Below are 21345 nucleotides of genomic sequence, written 5' to 3'. Positions count from 1 at the left end.
CCCGTCCCCTCGGATTGCAGCCGCGATCGTGCGATGCCCGGGGAAGGGAAGTCGATTGCGCGGACGAAGGTGCCTGCCCATCCCGCATGCACGCCCAGCGCAATTGTCGAACGCCGAGACAGTGCCGCTCTGACCGGGGGCACTCGAACGAGGAGAGTCCACGAGCTATGTCAGCTAGCGCGGCAATACCGGACGATTTCGTCAGCGGACTGGAAGGCGTGGTCGCGTTCACCAGCGACATCGCCGAACCCGACAAGGACGGCGGCGCCCTGCGCTACCGCGGCGTCGACATCGAAGAACTGGTCTCCAAGCACGTCACGTTCGGCAACGTGTGGGCCCTGCTCGTCGACGGCCGCTTCGGCCCCGGACTGCCCCCGGCCGAACCGTTCCCCCTGCCCGTGCACACCGGTGACGTCCGCGTCGACGTCCAGGCCGGCCTCGCCATGCTCGCCCCCATCTGGGGATACCAGCCCCTCCTCGACATCGACGACGACACCGCCCGCGAACAACTCGCCCGCGCCTCCGTCATGGCCCTGTCCTACGTCGCCCAATCCGCCCGCGGCATCTACCAGCCCGCCGTCCCGCAGAAACGGATCGACGAAGCGAAAACGGTCACCGAACGGTTCATGGTCCGCTGGAAGGGCGACCCCGACCCCGCCCACGTCGCCGCCATCGACGCCTACTGGGTCTCCGCCGCCGAACACGGCATGAACGCCTCCACCTTCACCGCCCGCGTCATCGCTTCCACCGGCGCCGACGTCGCCGCGTCCCTGTCCGGGGCGATCGGCGCGATGTCCGGCCCACTGCACGGCGGCGCCCCCGCCCGCGTCCTACCGATGATCGAGGACACCGAAAAGACCGGCGACGCCCGCGCCCTGGTCAAGGGCATCCTCGACCGCAAGGAAAAGCTGATGGGCTTCGGGCACCGCGTCTACCGCGCCGAAGACCCCCGCGCCCGGGTGCTCCGCGCCACCGCGAAACGGCTGAACGCCCCCCGCTACGAGGCGGCCGCCGCCCTCGAACAGGCCGCCCTCGCCGAACTGCGCGAGCGCCGCCCCGACCGGGCCATCGAAACCAACGTCGAATTCTGGGCCGCGGTCATCCTCGACTTCGCCGAGGTCCCCGCGCACATGATGCCCGCGATGTTCACCTGCGGCCGCACCGCCGGCTGGTGCGCCCACATCCTCGAGCAGAAACGTCTCGGCAAGCTCGTCCGCCCCGCCGCCATCTACACCGGACCCGCGCCCCGCACCCCCGAGTCCGTCGAGGGCTGGGACCAGATCGCCCACACCAGCTGACCGTCTCCCCCGCCAGAACCAGTAAGGAACAGAAAGTAGCGATGACCTCCACACCGATCATCCCCGCAGACCTCCTGCCCGCCGACGGACGCTTCGGCTGCGGACCGTCCAAGGTTCGGCCCGAACAGCTGCAGTCGCTGGTCGAGGTGGGCTCCTCGGTGTTCGGCACCAGCCACCGCCAGAAGCCTGTCAAGGACGTCGTCGCCAGCGTGCGGTCCGGCCTCGCCGATCTGTTCTCCCTGCCCGAGGGCTACGAGGTGGTGCTCGGCAACGGCGGCACCACCGCGTTCTGGGATGCGGCCGCGTTCGGCCTGATCCGGGAGAAGTCGCTGCACCTCACGAACGGTGAGTTCAGCTCCAAGTTCGCGTCGGTCGCGAAGAACAACCCGTTCATCGGCGACCCGATCGTCGTCTCCGCCGACCCGGGCAGTGCGCCCGAGCCGGTCTCCGATCCGTCCGTCGACCTCATCGGCTGGGCGCACAACGAGACGTCCACCGGTGTCGCGATCCCCGTCTCGCGTCCCGCGGGCTCGGAGAATGCGCTCATCGCCATCGACGCCACGTCCGGCGCCGGCGGCCTGCCGGTGAACGTCGCCGACGCCGACGTGTACTACTTCGCCCCGCAGAAGTGCTTCGCCGCCGACGGTGGCCTGTGGATCGCACTGATGAGCCCGAAGGCGCTCGAGCGCGTCGCGGAGATCAAGGACTCGGGTCGCTGGACCCCCGACTTCCTGTCGCTGCCCATCGCCGTGGACAACAGCTCCAAGGACCAGACGTACAACACCCCGGCGCTCGCGACGCTGCTGCTGCTCGCCAACCAGATCGACTGGCTGAACGGCAAGGGCGGCCTCGACTGGGCCACCTCGCGTACCGCCGATTCGTCCTCGCGCCTGTACCAGTGGGCCGAGGCCAGCGAATACGCCACCCCGTTCGTCACCGATCCCGCTCACCGCTCGCAGGTGGTCGGCACCATCGACTTCGACGACAAGATCGACGCGGCCCAGGTGGCGAAGATCCTGCGCGCCAACGGCGTCGTCGACACCGAGCCGTACCGCAAGCTGGGCCGCAACCAGCTGCGTGTCGGCATGTTCCCGGCGATCGATCCCGAGGACGTCTCGCAGCTCACCAAGAGCATCGACTGGGTCGTCTCGCAGCTCGGCTGAGTCCCGGCACACACGTCCGTCAGCCCCCGGCACCTCCGTGCCGGGGGCTGACGGCGTTCGAGGGTCAGTCCGTGTCGAGGAAGCGGTGGAACGGTGCGAGCGCCTCGTCGCCGAGATGCGGTCCGCTGACCTCGATCTCGACGCTCGCGGATTCGAGTACGTCGGAGCAGCCCAGAGTGAACCGTGGACCGTCCGGGAGTATCCGGGAGAAGTCCGCGGACGACGCCGCGTAGACCACCCGCGTGATGCCGGCCCACACCATCGCCGCACTGCACATCGGGCACGGCTCGCCGCTGGCGTACATGGTGGCGCCGACGAGGTCGCCGGTTCGTCCCTCACCGCAGGCGGTGGTGATCGCGTCGAGTTCCGCATGCTCGGTGACGTCGGCGGACGTCGCGACGGAGTTGGCGCCCTCGCTGATCACGTGACCGTCGGCCCCGACCGCCACCGCACCGAACGGTCTGTTGCCCGCGTCGCCCGTCTCGTCGGCGAGTTCGATGGCTCGCCGCAGGTGCGCTAGGTCCACGTCGTCGACATCGCTTTGGCTCATCGACTCAGATCCACTTCTGTTCCGACGCCCCGTTCCCGGGCTCTGTCGATCAGTATGCGCGCCGCGGCGAGGTCCTGGAGGCCGATCCCGACGGAGTTGTACAGCGTGATGTCCCGATCGGATGTGCGGGCGACGGTGCGGCCCGCGATGACGTCGCCCAACTCCACGGCGACGTCGTCCTCGATGATCGCGCCCTCGGCGAGCGCCAGCAGCGTCTCCCCCGATTTGGTCATCGTGGTGGCCACCGAGTCGACGACCACGCGGGCACGCCGCATGCCCTCGCCGTCGACCTCCCGGTGGTCCGCGCGCGGCGGCGCGCCCACGGCGTTGACGTGCAAGCCTTCGCCGAACCAGGCTCCCCGCACGATCGGGTCCCTCGACGGTGTGAGTGTGCAGAGAACGTCGGAAGACCGGGTGACCGCCTCGGGCGAGTCCATCGGCTTGACCGAGATTCCGAGATCCTCTGTCCGGCTGCGGAATTCCTCGACCGTTGCGTCCGAGCGCGACCACACCAGCACCGTCTCGACGTCCGACACCCGGGTGATCGCCCGGGCGTGTTCGACGGCGAGGGTCCCGGCGCCCACCAATCCCAGCACCCGGCTGCCTCGGCGCGCGAGGTGTTGCGTGGCCACGGCGCTGGCGGCGGCGGTGCGCACGGCGGTGATCAGGCGGCCGTCGAGGAGCGCCTCGCACTCGCCGGTGTCCGCGGACGTCACGAGCACGGCCGAACGTTGCACGGGCAGACCGCGGGCGGCGTTGCCGGGAAGATCGACGAGCATCTTCACCGCGGCCGCGCCGGCCGAGGTCGCCGCCGCGACCATCGGGATGAACGCCGCGGACTGCAGGGTCATAGCGGGTGGGGCGGGTGCAAACGCCCTGCCCGCGGCCAGGTCGGCGTGCGCCCGTTCCACCGCGGCGAACACCTCGGCGCGGTCGATGAGGCCGGCCACGTCGGAGTGGGAAAGGATCAGTGTCACAAGAGTTTCCTCGCAGAGAGATCGATCAGGACGTGCGCGCGAACGCGACGGTCAGGTTTGCGGGTGAGCGGCTGTTGCGGAGGAATCCACTGACCGCGACGATCGCGATCACGTAGGGCAACATGACGAGCAGGGCGAACGGCACGCTGACACCGAGGGCGGGCAACGCGAACTGGAGCGCCTGCGCGATCCCGAAGAACACGGACGCGCAGATCACGCCGAGTGCGCGCCACCTGCCCGCGATCACGGCCACGACGGCCAGGTATCCGATTCCGGCGGTCATGTTGTCGCTGAACGACCGCACCTCGGACAGCGCGAGCTGCGCCCCGGCCAAGCCCGCCACCAGTCCCGCGACGAGCACGCACAGGTAGCGGACCTTCCGCACCGGCAGTCCACTCCAGTCGGCCGACTTGGCGTCCTCCCCGACCGCGTCGACGACGAGACCGGTCCGCGTCCGGCGCGACAGGATGACGGCCAGCAGCCCGACCACGGCGATGCAGAGGTAGCCGAGTGCCGTCTGGGAGAAGAGAGCCGGTCCGAGGATCGGGATCCGGTGCAACAGCGGGATCTCGAGTGCCGCGAATCCCGGGGCGTTCTGCCCCTTGCCGTCCGCGAGCAGCAGCCGGGCGCCGTAGGTGGTGACACCGAGCGCGAGGGCGTTGCTCGCGATGCCCACCACGATCTGGTCGGCCCGCAACGTGACGCTCAGCAATGCCTGCAGCAGCCCGAACAGCAACCCGGCCGCCAGTCCGGCCGCGAGACCGCCCACCGCGGATCCGGTGGTGACGGCGCCGAGCACGCTGGCGAACGCCCCGGTCAGCATCATGCCCTCGAGGCTGAGGTTCAGCACGCCTGCCCGCTCGCTCACCAGTTCCCCGCTCGCGGCCACCAGGATCGGGAGTGCGAATCCCACGCCGCTGACGGCGATGTCCGACACCGTGTCGATCATTTCTTCGCTCCTGCCAGGTCGGGGACGTCGTGGGTCTTCGCCGTCGGCGCGGCCGCGGATCTCGATCTCCGGCCCGTCGCGGTCCACAGCACCGCTCCCGCGATCAGGATGATCATGAGCGATTCCACGATCGAGACGGTCGATGCCGGAACACCGGCTGCGAGTTGCAAATTGATTCCGCCGGACACGAGGAATCCGAGGAGCAGCGACACGGCGCCGACGGCGAGCATGGAACCGCGCGCCAGGAGTCCGACGACCAGCCCGGAGAACCCATAGCCGGAGGAGAATCCTTCAACGAGCACGAACGGTGCCGTCGCGACGAGGATCCCGCCCGCGAGCCCGGAGAACGCGCCTGCCGAAGACAGGCTGAGGAAGCGCAGCCGCCCGACCTGCAGTCCCAGCCGCGCCGACGCGTCCGGGTTCAGGCCGACCGAGCGCAGTCGCACGCCGACCGCCGTCCGGCGCAGGACCACGCCCACGATCAGCACCGCGACCACGGCGATCCACAGCGCGATCGTTCCCGGCGAACGCTCGATCCCCAGCAACGGCAGGTGCGCGGACTCGATCAGCGGCGCGGACTGCGGCAGTGTCTCCGAGGACGTGACGGGCTGACGAAGGAGGCTGGGCTCGTGCACCATCAGCAGCACCAGCGCGAGGCCGACGAAGTTCAGCAGCAGCGTCGTGATGATCTCGCTCGTGCCCCGGCGGACCCTCAGGTACGCGGCGATCGCAGCCCATGCCCACCCGGCACCGGCCGCGGCGAGGAGAACCGCGGTGACGGCGATCGGCGCGGGAGTGCCCGCCCCCAGCGTGGTGCCGACCGCGGTCGCGGCGATGCCCCCGACGCACAGCTGGCCCTCACCGCCGACGTTCACCAGTCCGGCCCGGTGCGCGACGGTGAATCCGGCCGCGACGAGAGCCAGCACCGCAGCAGTGTTGAGCGAGACTCCGATCGCGTAGCTGCTGCCGAACATCCCCTCGGACAGCGCTTCGGCGGTCTCGGTCACGGTGGCACCCGCGGCCGCGGCGAGGAGCACTCCGACGAGTCCCGCGAGGGCGATCGCGGCGATCGCCACCGGAAGTGGGTGATGTGCCCAGGTTCGAAGTCGAGTCATGCCGCCGTTCCCGTCATCAGTTCACCGATCTGCTGCCCCGCAGAGGCCGCCGCCGTGTCGACGGGCCCCAGCAGGGCCCCGCGGTAGCTGACGAAGATGCGGTCGCACAGCGCGAGCAGTTCGGAGATCTCGCTGGACACGACCAGGACTGCGTTTCCCGAGGAGGCGCAGCCGCGGAGTTGGTTCAGGACGTACTCGACCGCCCCGATGTCGAGTCCGCGGGTGGGCTGCGCCGCGACCAGACACTGCAGCTTCTCCGTGGACAGTTCGCGGGCCAGGACGACCTTCTGCTGATTGCCTCCCGACAGCGCACCCATGGAGGTTCCCGGTCCGGGTGTCCGTACCGAGAACTGCTCGATCAGGTCGCGGGCCGCGGCATCCATCCGACTTCGGTCGAGCAGGCCCATCCGGCGGAAGCGGTGCAGGCGGCCGAGGAAGAGGTTCTCCGACAGGGACAGTTCCGCCACCATCGCCTCCCGGTGGCGGTCCTCCGGCACCACCCCGAGACCGAGGCGGGTGCGTTCGGCCGGGGATGCCGACGTGATGTCGGCGTCGCCGAGCGTGACCGTGCCCGACTCGGGTCGGGTGGCACCGGAGAGCACGGCGACCAGTTCGCTCTGCCCGTTCCCCTCGACGCCCGCGATTCCGACGATCTCGCCGGCCCGCACCTCGAGCCCCACGCCGGACAGGGCGACACTGCCGTCCACCCGGGTGGCGCGGACGCCGCGGAGCCCGAGGACGACGGGGCCGGTCGCCCGCCGCTCGGGCATCGCGCCGCTGTCGCTCTCCGTACCGACGCCCGCGGCGAGCGCCGGACCGAGTTCGGACACCGGTCTTCCGACCATCGCCATCGTCAGCTGGGGGATCGTCAGCTCCGACATGCGGCCCCCACCTGCGACCTCACCTCCGCGCAGCACGGTCGCGGCGTCCGCGACCCGGGCCACCTCACCGAGTTTGTGGGTGACGAGGACGACCGCCTTGCCCGCCGCCGCGACCGCCTGGCACGTCTCGATCAGGGCATCGATCTCGCCGGGATCGAGTACCCCGGTCGGCTCGTCCAGCAGGATCAGCGCGGGGTCGGCGAGCAGGGCCTTCACGATCTCGACCTTCTGCCGCGCACCGATCGGCATGGCGGAGACCAGCGCGTCCGGATCGATCCTCAGGTGATAGTCGTCGGCGAGTCGATCGAGGCGGGTCCGTAGTTCCGCGCGGCGCAGTCGCAGTCCCCGTCCGGTGAGCAGCAGGTTCTCGGCGACGGTCATCGTGCCGATGAGACTGAAGTGCTGGTGCACCATCGCCACGCCGTCCGCCATCGCGGCCGCGGGCGAACCGGGCGCGTATCGGCGACCGGCCAGGGTCATCGTTCCGGTGTCCGGCCACAGACCGCCGTACACCACGTTGCAGAGCGTCGACTTCCCGGCCCCGTTTTCCCCGAGGATGCAGTGCACCGTGCCGGGTTGCACCGACAGGTCGACACCGCGGAGGGCCCGGACGTCGCCGAAGCTCTTCCCGATTCCGTTGAGCTGCAGTGCTGGTGTGCTCATGTCAGCCCGCTCGGTAGGGCTCGACGGCACCGGTGGCCAGGGCGGTCTTCGCCTTGCCGAGTGCGTCGGCGACGGCGGGGTCGGCGCTGCAGAGCACGAAGTCGGTGCCGCCGTTCGGTGACGTCAGGCCGAACGCCACGTTCTCGGCCTTCCACGTTCCGTCCAGGGTGGACTGGACGGCGTATTCCACTTCCTTGCCGATGTCGGTGTGCACGTAGCCGACGTAGGCGGGGTTCGAGCAGTCGCCGGGAATCGGGCCGCCCACCATCAGCGCGCCCGACTGCGCGGCGGCCTGTTCCAGCCCGGACTTGCCGAGGTTCACGATCTGCCCCACCGCGCCCGCGCCGGCGCCGTAGTTGGCGAGCGCGGCCTGCTTCGCCTTGGCCGGGTCGTTGAAATCGCCCAGGTACTGCGGGGTGAGCACCTGGGTGCCGGGCCGCGCGAACTCGGCGCCGTTGCCGAAGGCCTTCGCGGCGTTCACGATGGCGGGCAGTTCGACGCCGCCGACGAACGATACGGACGGGGTCTTGGACGCCGTCGCCGCGACCGCTCCGCTGAGGAACTCGGCCTCCGCCTGCTGCGGGTCGTAGTAGGCGAGATTCGGCAGCGGGGACGCGTCGGCGGGTCCGCCGATCTCGACGAATTTCACGTCGGGGAACTGGGGTGCGACCTTGCGGACGTCGGCGTCCGTCTGACCGCCGAGCGAGACGACGAGGTCGTTCGCCGTCGCGAAGCGCACCAGGGCCTGCTGGTAGTCGGCGGCGGCGACCTGCTCGACGTAACTCAGCTCCACCCGGTCACCGAGGGTTTCCTCGAGACGCTGGTAGCCGAGATACCCCGATTCCATGAAGCCCGTGTCGGAGACGGAGCCGGGGAAGAACACCCCGACGCGGAGGGTGTCACCGGAGGCGGTGCCTGCGTCCGACGACCCGCAGGCCGTCAGGGTAGCTGCGAGAGTCGCGGCCGCGCACAGCGCGGGGACGAGGGTTCGGGCTCGGGCGGAGAGGGTCGTGTTCACGCGCTGGACTCCTTGACTCAGGAACCGCCACAGTTAGCGGTATACCGTTATTTGAATCTTGGGGGCGCGTCATTTCCGCCGTGTTACACAGACGTAAGGACCCGCATCCACCCGAGGGCGGCGCGCTTGTGCGCTCTACGGTGGCTGACGTGGCCACCACGACGACAGGAGACCACGTGAACGGTGCAACCGACGCGTCGGCGCCGAAGTCACTGCGCGAGACCGCGTACGAAGAACTGGCCAGGCGCATCGTCAACCTGCAGCTCGCGCCGGGCCAGCGCCTGATCGAACGCGACCTCGCCGCGGAACTGCAGGTGTCCCGGATCCCGCTGCGCGAGGCCCTGCAACAGCTCCAGACCGACGGACTCGTCGTGATCGTCCCGCGGCGCGGAGCGATCGTCGCCCCGTTCGGCGTCGACGAGGTCCGCGACCTCTTCGACGTCCGCGAAAGCCTCGAGGTGCTCGCGGCCCGGCTCGCCGCGCAGCGAGCGGACGACTCCCACCTCACGTCACTGCGCGACCAACTCACCGCGGCGCGTTCGGCCACAGCGCGCGACGACAAGCCCGCCATCGCCGCCGCGAACGCCGCATTCCACGCCGTCATCGTGGAGATGTCCGGCAGTCCGCTGCTGCAGTCGATGCTGCAACCTCTCGCGACGCGCGTGCAGTGGTTGTTCCACCTCACCAAGGAACGCGATCCCGGTCAGCAATGTGACGAGCACGCCGAGTTGTACGAGGCCATTGCTGCGGGCGACGCCGACCGCGCCGCCGAGATCGCGTACCGGCACGTCGCGTCGGGCCGCGAACCCAGCCTCGCGCTGGCCGAACACTGGTCTGCACCGGCGATCGACCCGGTCGAAGCCACCCGCACGAGGCAGCGCACACCCCGCAGGAAGGGCCGATCACGAAACGACGAAGCCTAGCGCGGCCGCGACGCCGGGACGGGATTTACCCGCGCGTGTCCTGCCGCGCGGGCTGTCACGAATGAATTACAGTTGCCCAGGTGCAAAGTCGCGAGCCGGCGCGATAAGGAGGTCAACGTGCGAGAGCTTCGAGTGATCGGTCTCGAGCCAGATGGATCGCACGTCGTGTGCGCAGATGCCAGTACCGGCGAAAAATTCCGGCTTCCCGCCGATGACAAACTCCGCGCCGCATCCCGCGGGGACATCGCTCGACTCGGCCAGATTGAGATCGAAATGGACAGTCAGCTCAGGCCCCGTGAAATCCAGGCCCGCATCCGTGCCGGCGCCTCCGTCGAACAGGTGGCCGACGAGGCCGGCATCCCCCTGGCGAAGGTGGAGCGTTTCGCGTATCCGGTTCTGCTCGAACGCTCCCGTGCGGCCGAGATGGCGCAGGGCGGACACCCGGTCCGCGACAACGGCCCCGCCGTTCCCACTCTCGCCGAGATCGTCACGCAGGCGTTCCGCGCTCGGGGGCACAACATCGACGACGCCACCTGGGACGCGTGGCGCGACGAGGACAATCACTGGGTCGCCCAGCTGCAGTGGCAGGCCGGGCGGACCACCAACGCGGCGCACTGGCGGTACCAGCCGGACGCGCACGGTGGCACCATCGTCGCGCTCGACGACACCGCGTTCGACCTCATCGATCCCGACTTCGGCCGTCCGCTCCGCGGATTGGCGCCGGTGGCGTCCGACGAGCCGGAGCAACTCGAACTCGCCGAGTTCCCCACCGAGGTGGAGGTGCCGACAATCGAGCCCGAGGAGATCATCGAGGCCGACGTCACCGAGGAACCCGAGGACGAGCCCGCCCCGTCCGAAGAGCCCGCCGCACCCAAGATCGCCCCGCACCAGACGAACAACAAGGACAAGCGCGGCAAACCCGCCCTCCCGTCCTGGGACGACGTCCTGCTCGGTGTCCGCAGCAGCGGACGCTGACCGTTTGCGCGGTGAGCAGGCCGGGAACACGGTCGAGGTCGTACTCTTTCAGGAAGACACCGGAAGAGAGGGATGACCGTGGGGGCCAAGGTATCAACGATCTGGTACGTCGACGTCCCCGACCCTGCGGCTGTGCTGCGCGGCCACCCGGAGCCTGATCCGGGCGCAGCGCAGCAACTCGCCTCCCGTCTCTATCCCGACCTGGTGGCCACCCCCACCGGCCCGGTTCCGCTGGCCGAGGCCGCACGGCTCGACTCCGCCGGGACCGTGCACATCGGTTCCTACCCCGGCGTCACCGTCGTATGCGGACCCGATCTGGCCGTCCCCCGGCCGTCGACTCTGCCCGAAACACGCGTCCGGCCCACCGAATTCGCAAAGACGTACTACGTGGCGTCCAAGCCGGACATCGCGTGGGGCTCGTTCGCGATGTGGGAGGACGGGCACCTGACGCGGTCGTTCAGCGCGACGCCGGTTCACATCCACGAGGACCTCGGCCTCCCCCTGGTGTGGGAGAGGCCGTTCTGGGCGGGCGACTTTCCGCTGAAACATCCGGCGGGTGTCCTGCCCGACCCGCAGTCGCTGCCGTTCCACCCGCAGCAGTTCGCCGAGGGCGCCAACCGGGAATGGCTGGGCTTCCGGTACACGGGCGCCCCCGAGGACACCGAGACCGACCCGAAGGCGCTCATCGTGCTCGGCTTCACCGTTCACCCGCCCGGCGAGGGTCCCGAGGTCGAGCCTCCCGCCGAGGTGGAACAAGCAGAGGTGGAACAACCCGCCCCCGCACCCGGCCCGGTGGCCGCGCCCGCTCCGCCGACGGCCCGCAAAGGCGGACTCCTCCGCCGCTACTTCGGGTTCTGACGACTCCGGCCCGAAGCAAGGCGCAGTCAGGCGACGCCGACGAGCAGCGCCGTCCAGCCGGCGACAACTCCGGCGGCGGCCCCGTACACCAGCCACCGCCAGACCGGCGTCCGGCGCAGTCGCCACACCGACGGTGCGACCCCGGCGACCACGACGAGTTCGAGGACCACCGCCAGGGCGAGGTGGATCCGGGCGAGCTGCGAGCCGAAGGCCATGATCGCGACCGCCACCACTACCGCGGCGAACCCGGCCACGAGAAGTCCCGTGAACCACGGTGTTCCCGTCGGCTGCGGATACGGGGAATGAGGGTGCAGCATTCTCACCGACCCGTGCGGACGCGCTCGTAGAACGCCATCGCCGCCGCCGTCGCGACATTGAGCGAGTCCGTTCCGGGTGCCATCGGGATGCGGGCACGAATGTCCGTGGCGCGCATGGCGTGTTCGGTGAGTCCGGGGCCTTCCGCGCCCAGCAGCAACGCCACCTTCTCCCCTGTCATCGCCTCGGCGAGCGTCACCGCCTCGGGGTTCGGGGTCAGCGAGATCAGCTGGAAACCCCGCTCCCGCAGAGCGTCCAGGTCGTGTGGCCACTTCGTGACGTGCGCGAACGGGACCCGGAGCACGTGCCCCATCGACACCCGGACCGCCCGGCGGTACAGCGGGTCGGCGCAGCCCTTGCCGAACACCACGGCGTCGACGCCGAGCCCTGCCGCGTTACGGAACATCGAGCCCAGGTTCTCGTGATCGTTGACGCCCTCGAGCACCGCGACCGTCCGGGTGTGCTCGAGCACGTCCGGCAGTTCGAGCGGCGCGGGGCGACGCGCCGCCGCGAGCACGCCCCGATTGAGGTGGAACCCGACGACCTCGGCCATGACATCCGCCGTCGTCCGGTAGAACGGCACGTCCACGTGTGCGAGGTCGTCCGTGAGTTCCTCCAGCCGCCGATCGACGCCGAGCAGCGCGATCGGGTCGAACCGGGAGGTGAGCAGGCGCTGCGCCACCAGCACGCCTTCCGCGATCACCAGGCCCTTGCCCTCGGGGAGGTCGGGACGCCGGTCCGAGGAATTGAGATCGCGGAAGTCGTCCAGCCTGGTGTCGGCCGGATCTGTTATGTCGATGACGTGAACCACCGGTCCATCGTGCCGTATGCGGGGCGTCACAGCGTTGACTCCCCTCCACCGAGCGCGAAAGCTCGGAGGAATGAAGCAACTGCAGGGACGCACGGCTCTGGTGACCGGCGCCTCCGGCGGTCTCGGCCGCGTCGTCGCCCGGGCCCTCGCCCGGGAGGGCGTCGCCGTCGCGGTGTCCGGGCGGCGTGAGGACCGACTCGCGGAAGTCGTCGGAGAATTGCGTGCGCTCGGTGTGCGCGCCGAGGCCGTGCCCGCGGACCTGAACCGACTCGGTGAGCTCGATTCGCTGGTCGAACGCGCCGAGGCGGCGGTCGGTCCCCTCGACCTCCTCGTGAACAATGCCGGCGTGGAGAACGTCTCGGCCTTCACCCGACTCGAGCCCGGCGAACTCACCGCGATGGTCGACGTGAATCTCACCGCGCCACTGCTTCTCACGCGCCGAGTGGTGCCCGGGATGCTGGGCCGCGGTCGCGGTCACGTGGTGTTCATCTCGTCGCTGGCGGCGAAGATCGGTCCGGCGTACTGCGCGCCGTATGCGGCGACGAAGGCCGGGCTGATCGGTCTCACCCAGTCGCTGCGCGCGGAGTACGCGGGCTCGCCCGTCGGCTTCTCCGTCGTGTGTCCCGGATTCATCGCGGGCGACGGCATGTACCAGCGGATGACGGAACGCGGAATCAGGGCCGGCCGGATCACGGGCGAGACCAGCACCGACAAGGTCGCGGCCGCCGTGATCCGGGCAATCCAGCGTGACCGGCCCGAAATCGTGGAGAGCGGAGCACCGATCCGCCCGCTGCTCGCGCTGGCGCAGATCGCGCCGGGACTCGTCGAACGGGCGGCCGCGAGATTCGGTGCCACCGCGATGTTCCGGCGGTTGAGCGAGGACCGCGGCAGGGTGGAGCCGGAGGGTTGACCACAGGCGGGGTTGTCCGAGTCGCGTATCCGGGGCCGGGCACTCACCTAGGCTCGCGGGCGTGAGTGATTCCACGCCGACGGTCGGTTCGCCTGCGGAACTGGCGCGGGCGCTCGACGCCACCGGATACCTCGCCGACGACGGCGTCGCGATGGCCGCGTTCCTCGCCATACGTATGGGACGTCCGCTGTTCTGCGAGGGCGAACCCGGCACCGGCAAGACGTCGCTCGCAGCCGCATTGTCGGAGGCGTTCGGACTGCCGCTGATCCGCCTGCAATGCCATGAGGGCATCGACGCCGCGCAGGCGCTCTACGACTGGGACTTCCCGCGACAGTTGCTGCACTTGCGGACGCTGGAGGCGGCGAGCGACGGCCTGCTCGAGGCCGACACGGTCGAACGTTCGCTGTACACCGAGCGGTTCCTGCTGGCGCGCCCCTTGCTGCGGGCCCTCACCGAAGCGCCGTGTGTGCTGCTCGTCGACGAGATCGACCGCGCCGACGACGAGTTCGAGGCATTCCTGCTGCAGGTGCTCGACGAGAATGCCGTCACCATCCCCGAACTCGGCGAGGTGCGGGCGGCGACACCGCCGCTGGTGGTGCTCACCTCCAACCGCACCCGTGAGGTGCACGACGCCCTCAAACGCCGCTGCCTGTACCACTGGCTCGAACACCCCGATCTGGCGCGGGAGGTCGCGATCCTGCGCCGCCGCATCCCCGGCATCGGGGCCGAACTCGCCGGTCAGGTCGCCCGGGCCGTCCACTCCCTGCGTGAGATGGAACTGCTCAAGCCGCCGGGAGTGGCCGAGTCGCTGGACTGGGCCCGCGCACTGCGGGAACTCGATCGGGACGTGCTGGACGCGGAGACCGCCGCCGCGACGCTCGGCGCGGTCCTCAAGTACCGCGAGGACCTCGAACGGGTGGCCCGTGCCGGACTGGACCGGCTCCTGGCGAGATGAGAGGCACGTCCACGACCCCGGACATCGGCGACCCGCTCGTGGGCATCGCCGGGTTCGCGCACGCCCTCGCGGCGGCGGGACTGTCGGTCGCGTCGGACGCCGTCGCCGCGTTCACGCGGGCCCTCCACCAGGTGGATGTGGGCGATCCGAGTCAGGTGTACTGGGCGGGTCGCGCGACGCTGTGCCGTGGTCCCGACGACATCTCGCGGTACGACTCGGCGTTCGCGGGCTGGTTCGGCGGCAGCGTCCCGGCGCGCACGCCGCGGTCCGGGGAACAGCCTCGCCGCGCCACGGCGGCCGCTCTGACCACGGCCGACGGCGGCGACACCGGTGGGGACGCGCCGCATTTGCGGGTCGCCGCGGACGACACCGAGGTGTTGCGCCACCGGGACATCGCCGACCTCACCGCGGCCGAACGCGCGCACCTCGCCGAACTGATCGCCGCCCTGCGCCCGCGGCCCCCGACCCGCCCGGCCATTCGGATGCGGCCGGCCCGCCGGGGTGCCGTTGACCCGCGGCGCACGGTGCGGGGCATGCTCGCGGCGGGCGGCGAACCGGTGCGGCCGAGCCACCACCGCAAGGCCACCCGGCCGCGCCGGATGGTGCTGCTGATCGACGTGTCCGGGTCGATGAGCCCGTACGCCGACGCGCTGCTGCGCTTCGCGCACGTCGTCGCCCGCGGCAACCCCGCAGGCACCGAGGTGTTCTCACTGGGCACCCGGCTGACGCGGCTCTCCCGGGCGCTGCGGGTCCGCGACCCGGAAGTGGCGCTCGCCGCCGCGGGCCGGGCCGTGCCCGACTGGGCGGGCGGCACCCGCCTCGGCGAGACGCTGCGCGCGTTCCTGGACCGCTGGGGCAGGCGCGGTGTGGCCCGCGGCGCGGTCGTGGTGATCTTCTCCGACGGCTGGGAGCGCGGTGACCCGGCCCTGCTCGCGGACCAGATGGCTCAGCTGCGCCGGCTCGCGCGCACCGTGCTGTGGGTGAACCCGCACGCCGGTGCCGACGGCTACGAGCCGGTGCAGTCGGGGATCGCGGCCGCCCTGCCGTTCGTCGATCGTCTGCTCGCCGGCCACAGTCTCGCGACACTGCAGGAACTGCTCGAGGTTGCGCGCCGAACGTGACCGATCCGGAACCGGTTCCACGATTTCGGGTGTTGTTCGCGCTCCGTCGGCGCAGAGTAGGACGTATCACCTGAGGCTCCCGGCTTTGGAGGCGCAATGCGCATCACTGTCACCGTCGACGGAACGGCATACACGGACGAGGTGGAACCGCGACTACTCCTCGTCCACTATCTTCGGGATCGGCTCGGCAAGGTCGGCACCGTCATCGGCTGCGACACCGGAAACTGCGGGGCGTGCACCGTTCATCTGAACGGTCACAGCGTCAAGTCCTGCTCGGTGCTCGCCGTGCAGGCCGACGGCGGCGACGTCCTCACCGTCGAGGGCCTGTCCCGGGATGGGACGTTGCACCCCGTGCAGCAGGCGTTCCGCGACAACCACGCCCTGCAGTGCGGTTACTGCACCCCCGGCATGATCATGCAGACCCTCGACCTGCTCGCCGAGGAACCCGATCCGGACGAGCGGACGGTGCGGCTGGGGTTGGAAGGCAACCTGTGCCGCTGTACCGGGTACCAGAACATCGTCAGCGCGGTGCAGGATGCGGCGCAGCGGTTGCGCGGCGGCGGCACCACCGAAACACCGGCGACGGCGGATGCACCGAAGACCGACTCCGCGCAGGGAGGTGTGCGATGACCGCCACCGCGGAACCGGAAATCGGGAAGGCCCGCAAGCGCAAGGAAGACGAGCATCTGGTCACGGGCCGCACCCGCTGGACCGACAACCTGGTGCTGCCGGGCATGCAGCACCTGGCGATCCTGCGCAGCCCGTTCGCGCACGCCCGCATCACCGGTGTCGACGCCTCCGCCGCCCGTGGGATGCCCGGTGTCGTCGCGGTCCTCACCGGCGCCGATCTCGCCGACGAGCAGGGCAGCCTGCCGTGTGCCTGGCCGATCACACCGGACATGAAGTCGCCGCCCGCCCCGTCCCTCGCGGTCGACGCCGTCAATTTTGCAGGCGAGGCCGTCGCGGTTGTGGTGGCGCGCAGCGCCTACGAGGCGCACGACGCACTCGAGGCGATCGACGTCGAGTACGACGACCTGCCGGTCGTGCTCGATCTCGCGGCCGCGGCTGCCGACGGCGCCGACCTCGTGCACCCGGATCTCGGGACGAACGTCAGCGCCACCTGGACCTTCGACTCCGCGGAGGCCGGCACCGGCGGCGACGTCGAGCAGGCCATCCGCGACGCCGAGGTACTCGTCGAGCGCACCTTCCGCCAGCAGCGGCTGATCCCGGCGTTCATGGAACCCCGCTCGGTGGTGGTCGACCCGACCGGCGCCCAGATCACGATGTGGTCGGCCACGCAGATCCCCCACATCCTGCGGCTGATGCTGGCGATGACGCTCGGCATCCCGGAGCACAAACTGCGCGTCGTCGCCCCGGACGTCGGCGGCGGTTTCGGCGGCAAGCTTCAGGTGACGCCGGAGGAAGTCATCGCGCTGCTCGTCGCGCGGCGACTCGGCAAGCCCGTCAAATACACCGAGTCCCGCAGCGAATCGATGGTCGCGGCGCATCACGGACGCGACCAGATCCAGAAACTGACACTGGCCGCCCGCCGCGACGGCACCGTCACCGGGATGAAGGTGGAACTGCTCGCCGACATGGGCGCGTACCTGCGGCTGGTCACCTCGGGGGTGCCGATCCTGGGCGCGTTCATGTTCAACGGCATCTACAAGTTCCCGGCGTATCACTTCACGTGCACCAACGTGTTCACCAACAAGGTGCCCACCGACGCGTATCGCGGGGCGGGCCGCCCGGAGGCGACGTTCGCGATCGAGCGGATGATGGACGAACTCGCGACCGAGCTGTCGCTGGATCCGCTGGAATTGCGGGCGAAGAACTGGATCACCCACGAGGAGTTCCCGTTCGACACCGTCGCGGGCCTGACGTACGACTCCGGCAATTACGAGGCCGCCACCGCGCATGCGCGGGAGCTGTTCGACTACGACGGGCTCCGGCGCGAACAGGCGGAGCGCCGCGAGCGGAAGGACCCGGTGCAACTCGGCATCGGGGTGTCCACGTTCACCGAGATGTGCGGTCTGGCGCCGTCGCGCACCCTCGGCGCCCTGGCCTACGGTGCCGGCGGGTGGGAACACGCGGCGATCCGGATGCTGCCCACCGGCAAGGTCGAGGTGGTCACCGGTTCCTCGGCGCACGGCCAGGGGCACGAGACCGCGTGGAGCCAGGTGGTCGCGGATCAGCTCGGGGTGCCGTTCGAGGACGTCGAGGTGCTGCACGGCGACACCCAGACGTCGCCGCGGGGCATGGACACGTACGGTTCCCGGTCTCTGGCGGTCGGGGCGATCGCGGTGGTGAAGGCCGCCGAGAAGGTGATCGCGAAGGCCAGGCCCATCGCGGCGCACCTGATGGAGTGCGCCGAGGACGATCTCGAGTTCACCGAGGGCCGGTTCCGGGTGAAGGGCACCGAGAAGGCGGTCGGGATCGCCGACGTCGCGCTCGCCGTGTTCGCCGCGCACGACCTGCCCGAGGGTGTGGAGCCGAATCTGGACTCCGAGGCCGCGTACGACCCGGAGAACTTTTCGTTCCCGCACGGCACGCACCTGTGCGCGGTGGAGGTGGACACCGAGACCGGGAAGGTGGGCATCCGCTCGTACGTGTGTGTCGACGACATCGGGCACGTGGTCAACCCGCTGATCGTGGAGGGTCAGGTGCACGGCGGACTCGCCCAGGGCATCGCGCAGGCCCTGTACGAGGAGGCATTGTACGACGAGTCGGGCACCCTCCTGTCGGGTTCCTTCGCCGAGTATCACGTACCGTCGGCGGCGGATCTGCCGACGTTCACCACGGGCCGCACCGAGACTCCCGCCACCGGTAATCCGCTCGGCGTCAAGGGGGTCGGTGAAGCGGGGACGATCGCGTCCACCCCGGCCGTCGTCAATGCCGTGCTCGACGCCGTTCGCCAGTTCGGGGTGCGTGACGTCGAGATGCCGTGTACGCCGATGCGGGTCTGGCATGCCATCCACACCGCTCAGGGAGGTGCCCAGTGATTCCGTCGAGCTTCGACTACGTGTCCCCGACCTCCGTCGAACAGGCGGTGGCCGCGCTCGCCGAGGCCGGGGAGGACGCCAAGATACTCGCGGGCGGTCAGAGCCTGCTGCCGGTGCTGCGGCTGCGGTTGTCTTCGCCGAGCACCCTCGTCGACCTGGGCCGGATCGGTGAGTTGCGCGGGGTCCGCGACGACGGGGACAGCATCGTGATCGGTGCGATGACCACGTACTACGACGTGATCCGCGACCCGCTCGTCCACGAGCACGCACTGCTGCTCGTCGAGGCCACCCGCACCGTCGCCGATCCGCAGATCCGGCACCGCGGCACGCTGGGTGGTGCTCTGGCGCATGCCGATCCGGCCGGTGACCTGTGCGCGCCCGCGCTGGCACTCGACGCCACCCTGACCGCCGTGGGTACCGCGGGCAGGCGGAGCATCCCGGTCGCGGACTTCTTCGAGGGCTACTACACGACCACGCTCCGCCCGGACGAGATCCTCGTGGACGTCCGGTTTCCCAAGCACACCGGCTGGGAGGCGCGGTACGAGAAGTTCAACACGGTCGCGGAAGCGTGGTCGATCGTGGGGGTGGCCGCGACGATCCAGGTCGACGGCGGCATCATCCGGCAGGCCCGGGTGGCGCTGACCAACATGGGGGCCGTGCCGGTGCGGGCTCGCGGCGTCGAGGACGCGCTCGTCGGCAATGCCGCCGATCCCGAGCTGATCCGGGCGGCGGCCGAGCACGCCGCCGAGGGCACCGACCCGGTCACCGACGGCAACGCCGACGCCGAGTACCGCAGCCACCTCGCGAAAGTGCTGACCCGGCGGGCCGTGGCGACGGCGGTCGGCGTCTGAACGGTTCCGGCAGCCGTCAGGGCCGCGGGTCGCGGCTCGCTTCCACGGCCTGCTCGGTGGCGTCGCAGACCACCACGGGGTGCGGTTCGAGAACGTTGTGCAGTTCGATCACCGGGAGATAGTTGCCGGCATCCGGTCTGCGCACCGTCACCCGCACGCGCTGGTGCCGCATCAGGTACAGGGCCGCGCCGATCCCGCTCACCAGCGAGATCGCGCCTCCGATCACGAGCGGGGCGCGGGGGTCGAGGACGTCGGCCAGCCATCCCAGAACGGGACTGCCCAGCGGGGTGCCGCCGAGGAAACAGAGCATGTAGATGCCCATCACCCGGCCGCGCATCTCGGACGGCACGGACATCTGCAGGATGTTCATCGCCGCCGTCGTGAACGTCAGCGTCAGCGCGCCGGTCGGGACGAGCATGATCGCGACCAGCACGTAGGTGGGCATGAGTCCCACCAGGATCTCGAAGGCCCCGAATGCGGCCGCGGCCCCGAGGAACGTGCGCAGCCGCGGCGGGGTCTTGCGTCTCGCGGCGATCGTGGCGCCGGCGAGCGTGCCTACGGCGAGGGTGGTCGACAACAGTCCGTAGGCGTCCGCACCGCGATCGAACGTGTTGCGGGCGAGAACGGCGAGACTGATCGGGAAATTCAGCCCGAACGTCGACACCATGAACACCGCCACCATCAGCACCCGCAGATCGGTGCGTCCCCACACGTACCGGAAACCCTCGCGGACCTGCCCTTTCCCGCGTTCCGCCTGGGGCGCCGTGAACAGTTCGCGGGTGTTCATCATCAGCAGGGCGATCAGCACGCCGGTGAACGTGCCCACGTTGAGCAGGAACACCCACCCCGTACCGATAAGGGTGATCAGCACACCGGAGATCGCCGGACCGATGATGCGAGCGGTGTTGAACGTCATGGAATTCAGGGCGATGGCATTGGGCAGCGACTCCTTGCCGACCATCTCGATCGTGAACGACTGCCGCGCCGGCGCGTCGATCGCCGACGCGCAGCCGAGCAGAAACGCGATGAGGTAGACGTGCCACAGGGCCACCAGCCCGCCGACGTCCAGCAGCCCGAGCACCAGTGCGCACAACGCCATCGACACCTGCGTCGCGATCAGGATGCGCCGCTTGTCGTACCGGTCGGCGAGCACCCCGCCCCACACGGACAGGAACAGGGTCGGACCGAACTGCAGTGCCATCACGATGCCGACCGCGAGCGCGTTGCCGTTCGACAACGTCAGGACGAGCCAGTCCTGCGCCACCCGCTGCATCCAGGTTCCGACGAGGGAGACGATCTGCCCCGACGCCCACAACCGGTAGTTCCGGGTGCGGAGAGCGGCGAACATGCCGGTCTTCGGCTGGGCTGAGGCGGTGGTCTCGGATTCGGGCGGCACACATCCATCTTGCTCCCGGACCCGGCGCACCATCGACCGGCCCTGGGGAGAGATCACTCCGGATGCCGGCTACGTTCTCCGGCAACGGGTTCCCTGCACCTCGGGGTGCGGGCAGTCGAATGACGTTGTACGGGTGGGGACTGCAGGCAGCCTTCGGGCTACTCCGAGTCGGCGACGATGGACGTGATGATGCCGACCGCGTCGCGGAGGGTCTTCAGCTGAGCCTCGTCGAGCCCGGACAGCCGCTCGTTCATCCATGCCTCGCGGGCGTGGGTCTCGTCGGCGATCAGCGCGTGACCGGCATCCGACAGCGTGACGATGATCTGCCGTCCGTCGGTGGGATGCGGTGCCCGCTCGACCAGGCCCAGTTCGACCAGCGACGCGATGACCCGGGTCATCGACGGCGGCTGCACCTTCTCCCGAGCGGCGAGATTGCCCGGCGTCATGGCGCCGTCGCGGGCAAGGGTGGCCAGAGCCGACAGCTGGGTCAGCGATACCTGGGCGTCGACGCGGCGCCCACGCAGGTGACGCGTGAGGCGCACGACAGCCAGAGAAAGGTCACTGGCGAGTGCTCGCGTATCCGTGGTCACGGGAATGACAATACGGGACCGGTC

21 protein-coding genes are annotated in these 21345 nt (G+C 70.0%); 11 read left to right on the top strand and 10 right to left on the bottom strand.

The window, feature by feature from the left end; translation table 11 throughout:
- Positions 1-167: 167 nt before the first annotated feature.
- Together RHA1_RS24420 and serC are read left to right on the top strand one after the other, a co-directional pair.
- Positions 168-1298, top strand: a complete 1131-nt coding sequence (locus RHA1_RS24420; RefSeq protein WP_011597263.1) for a citrate synthase 2 — start codon at positions 168-170, stop codon at positions 1296-1298.
- Between the two features lie 41 nt (positions 1299-1339).
- Positions 1340-2461, top strand: coding sequence for a phosphoserine transaminase (gene serC / locus RHA1_RS24415; RefSeq protein ID WP_009478036.1), 1122 nt, complete (start codon positions 1340-1342; stop codon positions 2459-2461).
- Between the two features lie 64 nt (positions 2462-2525).
- Here the strand turns inward: serC and RHA1_RS24410 are convergent, their stop codons facing one another.
- From RHA1_RS24410 to RHA1_RS24385, 6 genes are read right to left on the bottom strand one after another with little or no spacing between them, the layout of a single operon-like run.
- Complete coding sequence (locus tag RHA1_RS24410; protein ID WP_005255312.1) at positions 2526-3011, bottom strand: nucleoside deaminase; 486 nt, start codon at positions 3009-3011, stop codon at positions 2526-2528.
- The gene (locus RHA1_RS24405; protein ID WP_009478035.1) at positions 3008-3988 is read right to left on the bottom strand and encodes an ornithine cyclodeaminase family protein; all 981 of its coding nucleotides are present in this window, start codon (positions 3986-3988) and stop codon (positions 3008-3010) included. Before RHA1_RS24405 ends, RHA1_RS24410 begins: the two co-directional genes overlap by 4 nt.
- Before the next feature lie 25 nt (positions 3989-4013).
- Positions 4014-4937, bottom strand: coding sequence for an ABC transporter permease (locus tag RHA1_RS24400; RefSeq protein WP_011597262.1), 924 nt, complete (start codon positions 4935-4937; stop codon positions 4014-4016).
- A complete protein-coding gene (locus tag RHA1_RS24395) occupies positions 4934-6052 on the bottom strand; it encodes an ABC transporter permease (RefSeq protein WP_011597261.1) in 1119 nt (372 codons plus the stop codon). The genes RHA1_RS24400 and RHA1_RS24395 overlap by 4 nt, the downstream gene beginning before the upstream one ends.
- On the bottom strand, positions 6049-7596 hold the full coding sequence (locus RHA1_RS24390) for an ABC transporter ATP-binding protein (protein WP_011597260.1): 1548 nt from the start codon (positions 7594-7596) through the stop codon (positions 6049-6051). The genes RHA1_RS24395 and RHA1_RS24390 overlap by 4 nt, the downstream gene beginning before the upstream one ends.
- 1 nt (position 7597) lies before the next feature.
- On the bottom strand, positions 7598-8614 hold the full coding sequence (locus RHA1_RS24385) for a BMP family protein (RefSeq protein WP_011597259.1): 1017 nt from the start codon (positions 8612-8614) through the stop codon (positions 7598-7600).
- A 176-nt stretch (positions 8615-8790) separates the two neighbouring features.
- On the opposite strand from RHA1_RS24385, the gene RHA1_RS24380 reads away from it, so the two are divergent.
- From RHA1_RS24380 to RHA1_RS24370, 3 genes are all read left to right on the top strand, one after another.
- Positions 8791-9537: a GntR family transcriptional regulator gene (locus RHA1_RS24380; RefSeq protein WP_011597258.1), complete on the top strand. Its 747-nt coding sequence runs from the start codon at positions 8791-8793 to the stop codon at positions 9535-9537.
- A gap of 117 nt (positions 9538-9654) precedes the next feature.
- Positions 9655-10512 (top strand): septation protein SepH, encoded by an 858-nt coding sequence (gene sepH, locus RHA1_RS24375; protein ID WP_009478031.1) that lies wholly within the window; start codon positions 9655-9657, stop codon positions 10510-10512.
- Between the two features lie 72 nt (positions 10513-10584).
- Complete coding sequence (locus RHA1_RS24370; protein ID WP_050787370.1) at positions 10585-11370, top strand: DUF6928 family protein; 786 nt, start codon at positions 10585-10587, stop codon at positions 11368-11370.
- A gap of 26 nt (positions 11371-11396) precedes the next feature.
- Here RHA1_RS24370 and RHA1_RS24365 read toward each other — a convergent pair whose 3' ends face one another.
- Both RHA1_RS24365 and RHA1_RS24360 read right to left on the bottom strand, forming a co-directional pair.
- Complete coding sequence (locus RHA1_RS24365; RefSeq protein WP_011597256.1) at positions 11397-11687, bottom strand: DUF2537 domain-containing protein; 291 nt, start codon at positions 11685-11687, stop codon at positions 11397-11399.
- Between the two features lie 2 nt (positions 11688-11689).
- Complete coding sequence (locus RHA1_RS24360; protein WP_041811952.1) at positions 11690-12496, bottom strand: TrmH family RNA methyltransferase; 807 nt, start codon at positions 12494-12496, stop codon at positions 11690-11692.
- A gap of 70 nt (positions 12497-12566) precedes the next feature.
- On the opposite strand from RHA1_RS24360, the gene RHA1_RS24355 reads away from it, so the two are divergent.
- The 6 genes from RHA1_RS24355 to RHA1_RS24330 all read left to right on the top strand — a co-directional run bounded on the left by RHA1_RS24355 (position 12567) and on the right by RHA1_RS24330 (position 19335).
- Positions 12567-13406 (top strand): SDR family NAD(P)-dependent oxidoreductase, encoded by an 840-nt coding sequence (locus RHA1_RS24355; RefSeq protein ID WP_041811949.1) that lies wholly within the window; start codon positions 12567-12569, stop codon positions 13404-13406.
- A 61-nt stretch (positions 13407-13467) separates the two neighbouring features.
- On the top strand, positions 13468-14361 hold the full coding sequence (locus RHA1_RS24350; protein WP_011597253.1) for an AAA family ATPase: 894 nt from the start codon (positions 13468-13470) through the stop codon (positions 14359-14361).
- On the top strand, positions 14358-15482 hold the full coding sequence (locus RHA1_RS24345; protein ID WP_011597252.1) for a vWA domain-containing protein: 1125 nt from the start codon (positions 14358-14360) through the stop codon (positions 15480-15482). Before RHA1_RS24350 ends, RHA1_RS24345 begins: the two co-directional genes overlap by 4 nt.
- 96 nt (positions 15483-15578) lie before the next feature.
- Complete coding sequence (locus tag RHA1_RS24340) at positions 15579-16112, top strand: (2Fe-2S)-binding protein (RefSeq protein WP_011597251.1); 534 nt, start codon at positions 15579-15581, stop codon at positions 16110-16112.
- Positions 16109-18484, top strand: coding sequence for a xanthine dehydrogenase family protein molybdopterin-binding subunit (locus RHA1_RS24335; RefSeq protein WP_011597250.1), 2376 nt, complete (start codon positions 16109-16111; stop codon positions 18482-18484). Before RHA1_RS24340 ends, RHA1_RS24335 begins: the two co-directional genes overlap by 4 nt.
- Positions 18481-19335 (top strand): FAD binding domain-containing protein, encoded by an 855-nt coding sequence (locus RHA1_RS24330; protein ID WP_011597249.1) that lies wholly within the window; start codon positions 18481-18483, stop codon positions 19333-19335. Before RHA1_RS24335 ends, RHA1_RS24330 begins: the two co-directional genes overlap by 4 nt.
- Before the next feature lie 16 nt (positions 19336-19351).
- Here RHA1_RS24330 and RHA1_RS24325 read toward each other — a convergent pair whose 3' ends face one another.
- Together RHA1_RS24325 and RHA1_RS24320 are read right to left on the bottom strand one after the other, a co-directional pair.
- Complete coding sequence (locus RHA1_RS24325) at positions 19352-20683, bottom strand: MFS transporter (RefSeq protein WP_029539580.1); 1332 nt, start codon at positions 20681-20683, stop codon at positions 19352-19354.
- A gap of 206 nt (positions 20684-20889) precedes the next feature.
- Positions 20890-21321, bottom strand: a complete 432-nt coding sequence (locus tag RHA1_RS24320; protein ID WP_005244136.1) for an Rv0880 family HTH-type transcriptional regulator — start codon at positions 21319-21321, stop codon at positions 20890-20892.
- Positions 21322-21345: the final 24 nt, after the last annotated feature.

The organism is Rhodococcus jostii RHA1, from assembly GCF_000014565.1.
In the GTDB taxonomy this organism is placed as follows: domain Bacteria; phylum Actinomycetota; class Actinomycetes; order Mycobacteriales; family Mycobacteriaceae; genus Rhodococcus_F; species Rhodococcus_F jostii_A.
This window is presented reverse-complemented; position numbering and strand designations above follow the sequence as displayed.

Coding starts and splice junctions, on each gene's coding strand:
- RHA1_RS24420 (WP_011597263.1), top strand. CDS start 168: ATGTCAGCTAGCGCGGCAATACCGGACGATTTCGTCAGCGGACTGGAA.
- serC (WP_009478036.1), top strand. CDS start 1,340: ATGACCTCCACACCGATCATCCCCGCAGACCTCCTGCCCGCCGACGGA.
- RHA1_RS24410 (WP_005255312.1), bottom strand. CDS start 3,011: ATGAGCCAAAGCGATGTCGACGACGTGGACCTAGCGCACCTGCGGCGA.
- RHA1_RS24400 (WP_011597262.1), bottom strand. CDS start 4,937: ATGATCGACACGGTGTCGGACATCGCCGTCAGCGGCGTGGGATTCGCA.
- RHA1_RS24395 (WP_011597261.1), bottom strand. CDS start 6,052: ATGACTCGACTTCGAACCTGGGCACATCACCCACTTCCGGTGGCGATC.
- RHA1_RS24390 (WP_011597260.1), bottom strand. CDS start 7,596: ATGAGCACACCAGCACTGCAGCTCAACGGAATCGGGAAGAGCTTCGGC.
- RHA1_RS24370 (WP_050787370.1), top strand. CDS start 10,585: ATGACCGTGGGGGCCAAGGTATCAACGATCTGGTACGTCGACGTCCCC.
- RHA1_RS24365 (WP_011597256.1), bottom strand. CDS start 11,687: ATGCTGCACCCTCATTCCCCGTATCCGCAGCCGACGGGAACACCGTGG.
- RHA1_RS24355 (WP_041811949.1), top strand. CDS start 12,567: ATGAAGCAACTGCAGGGACGCACGGCTCTGGTGACCGGCGCCTCCGGC.
- RHA1_RS24345 (WP_011597252.1), top strand. CDS start 14,358: ATGAGAGGCACGTCCACGACCCCGGACATCGGCGACCCGCTCGTGGGC.
- RHA1_RS24340 (WP_011597251.1), top strand. CDS start 15,579: ATGCGCATCACTGTCACCGTCGACGGAACGGCATACACGGACGAGGTG.
- RHA1_RS24335 (WP_011597250.1), top strand. CDS start 16,109: ATGACCGCCACCGCGGAACCGGAAATCGGGAAGGCCCGCAAGCGCAAG.
- RHA1_RS24325 (WP_029539580.1), bottom strand. CDS start 20,683: ATGTTCGCCGCTCTCCGCACCCGGAACTACCGGTTGTGGGCGTCGGGG.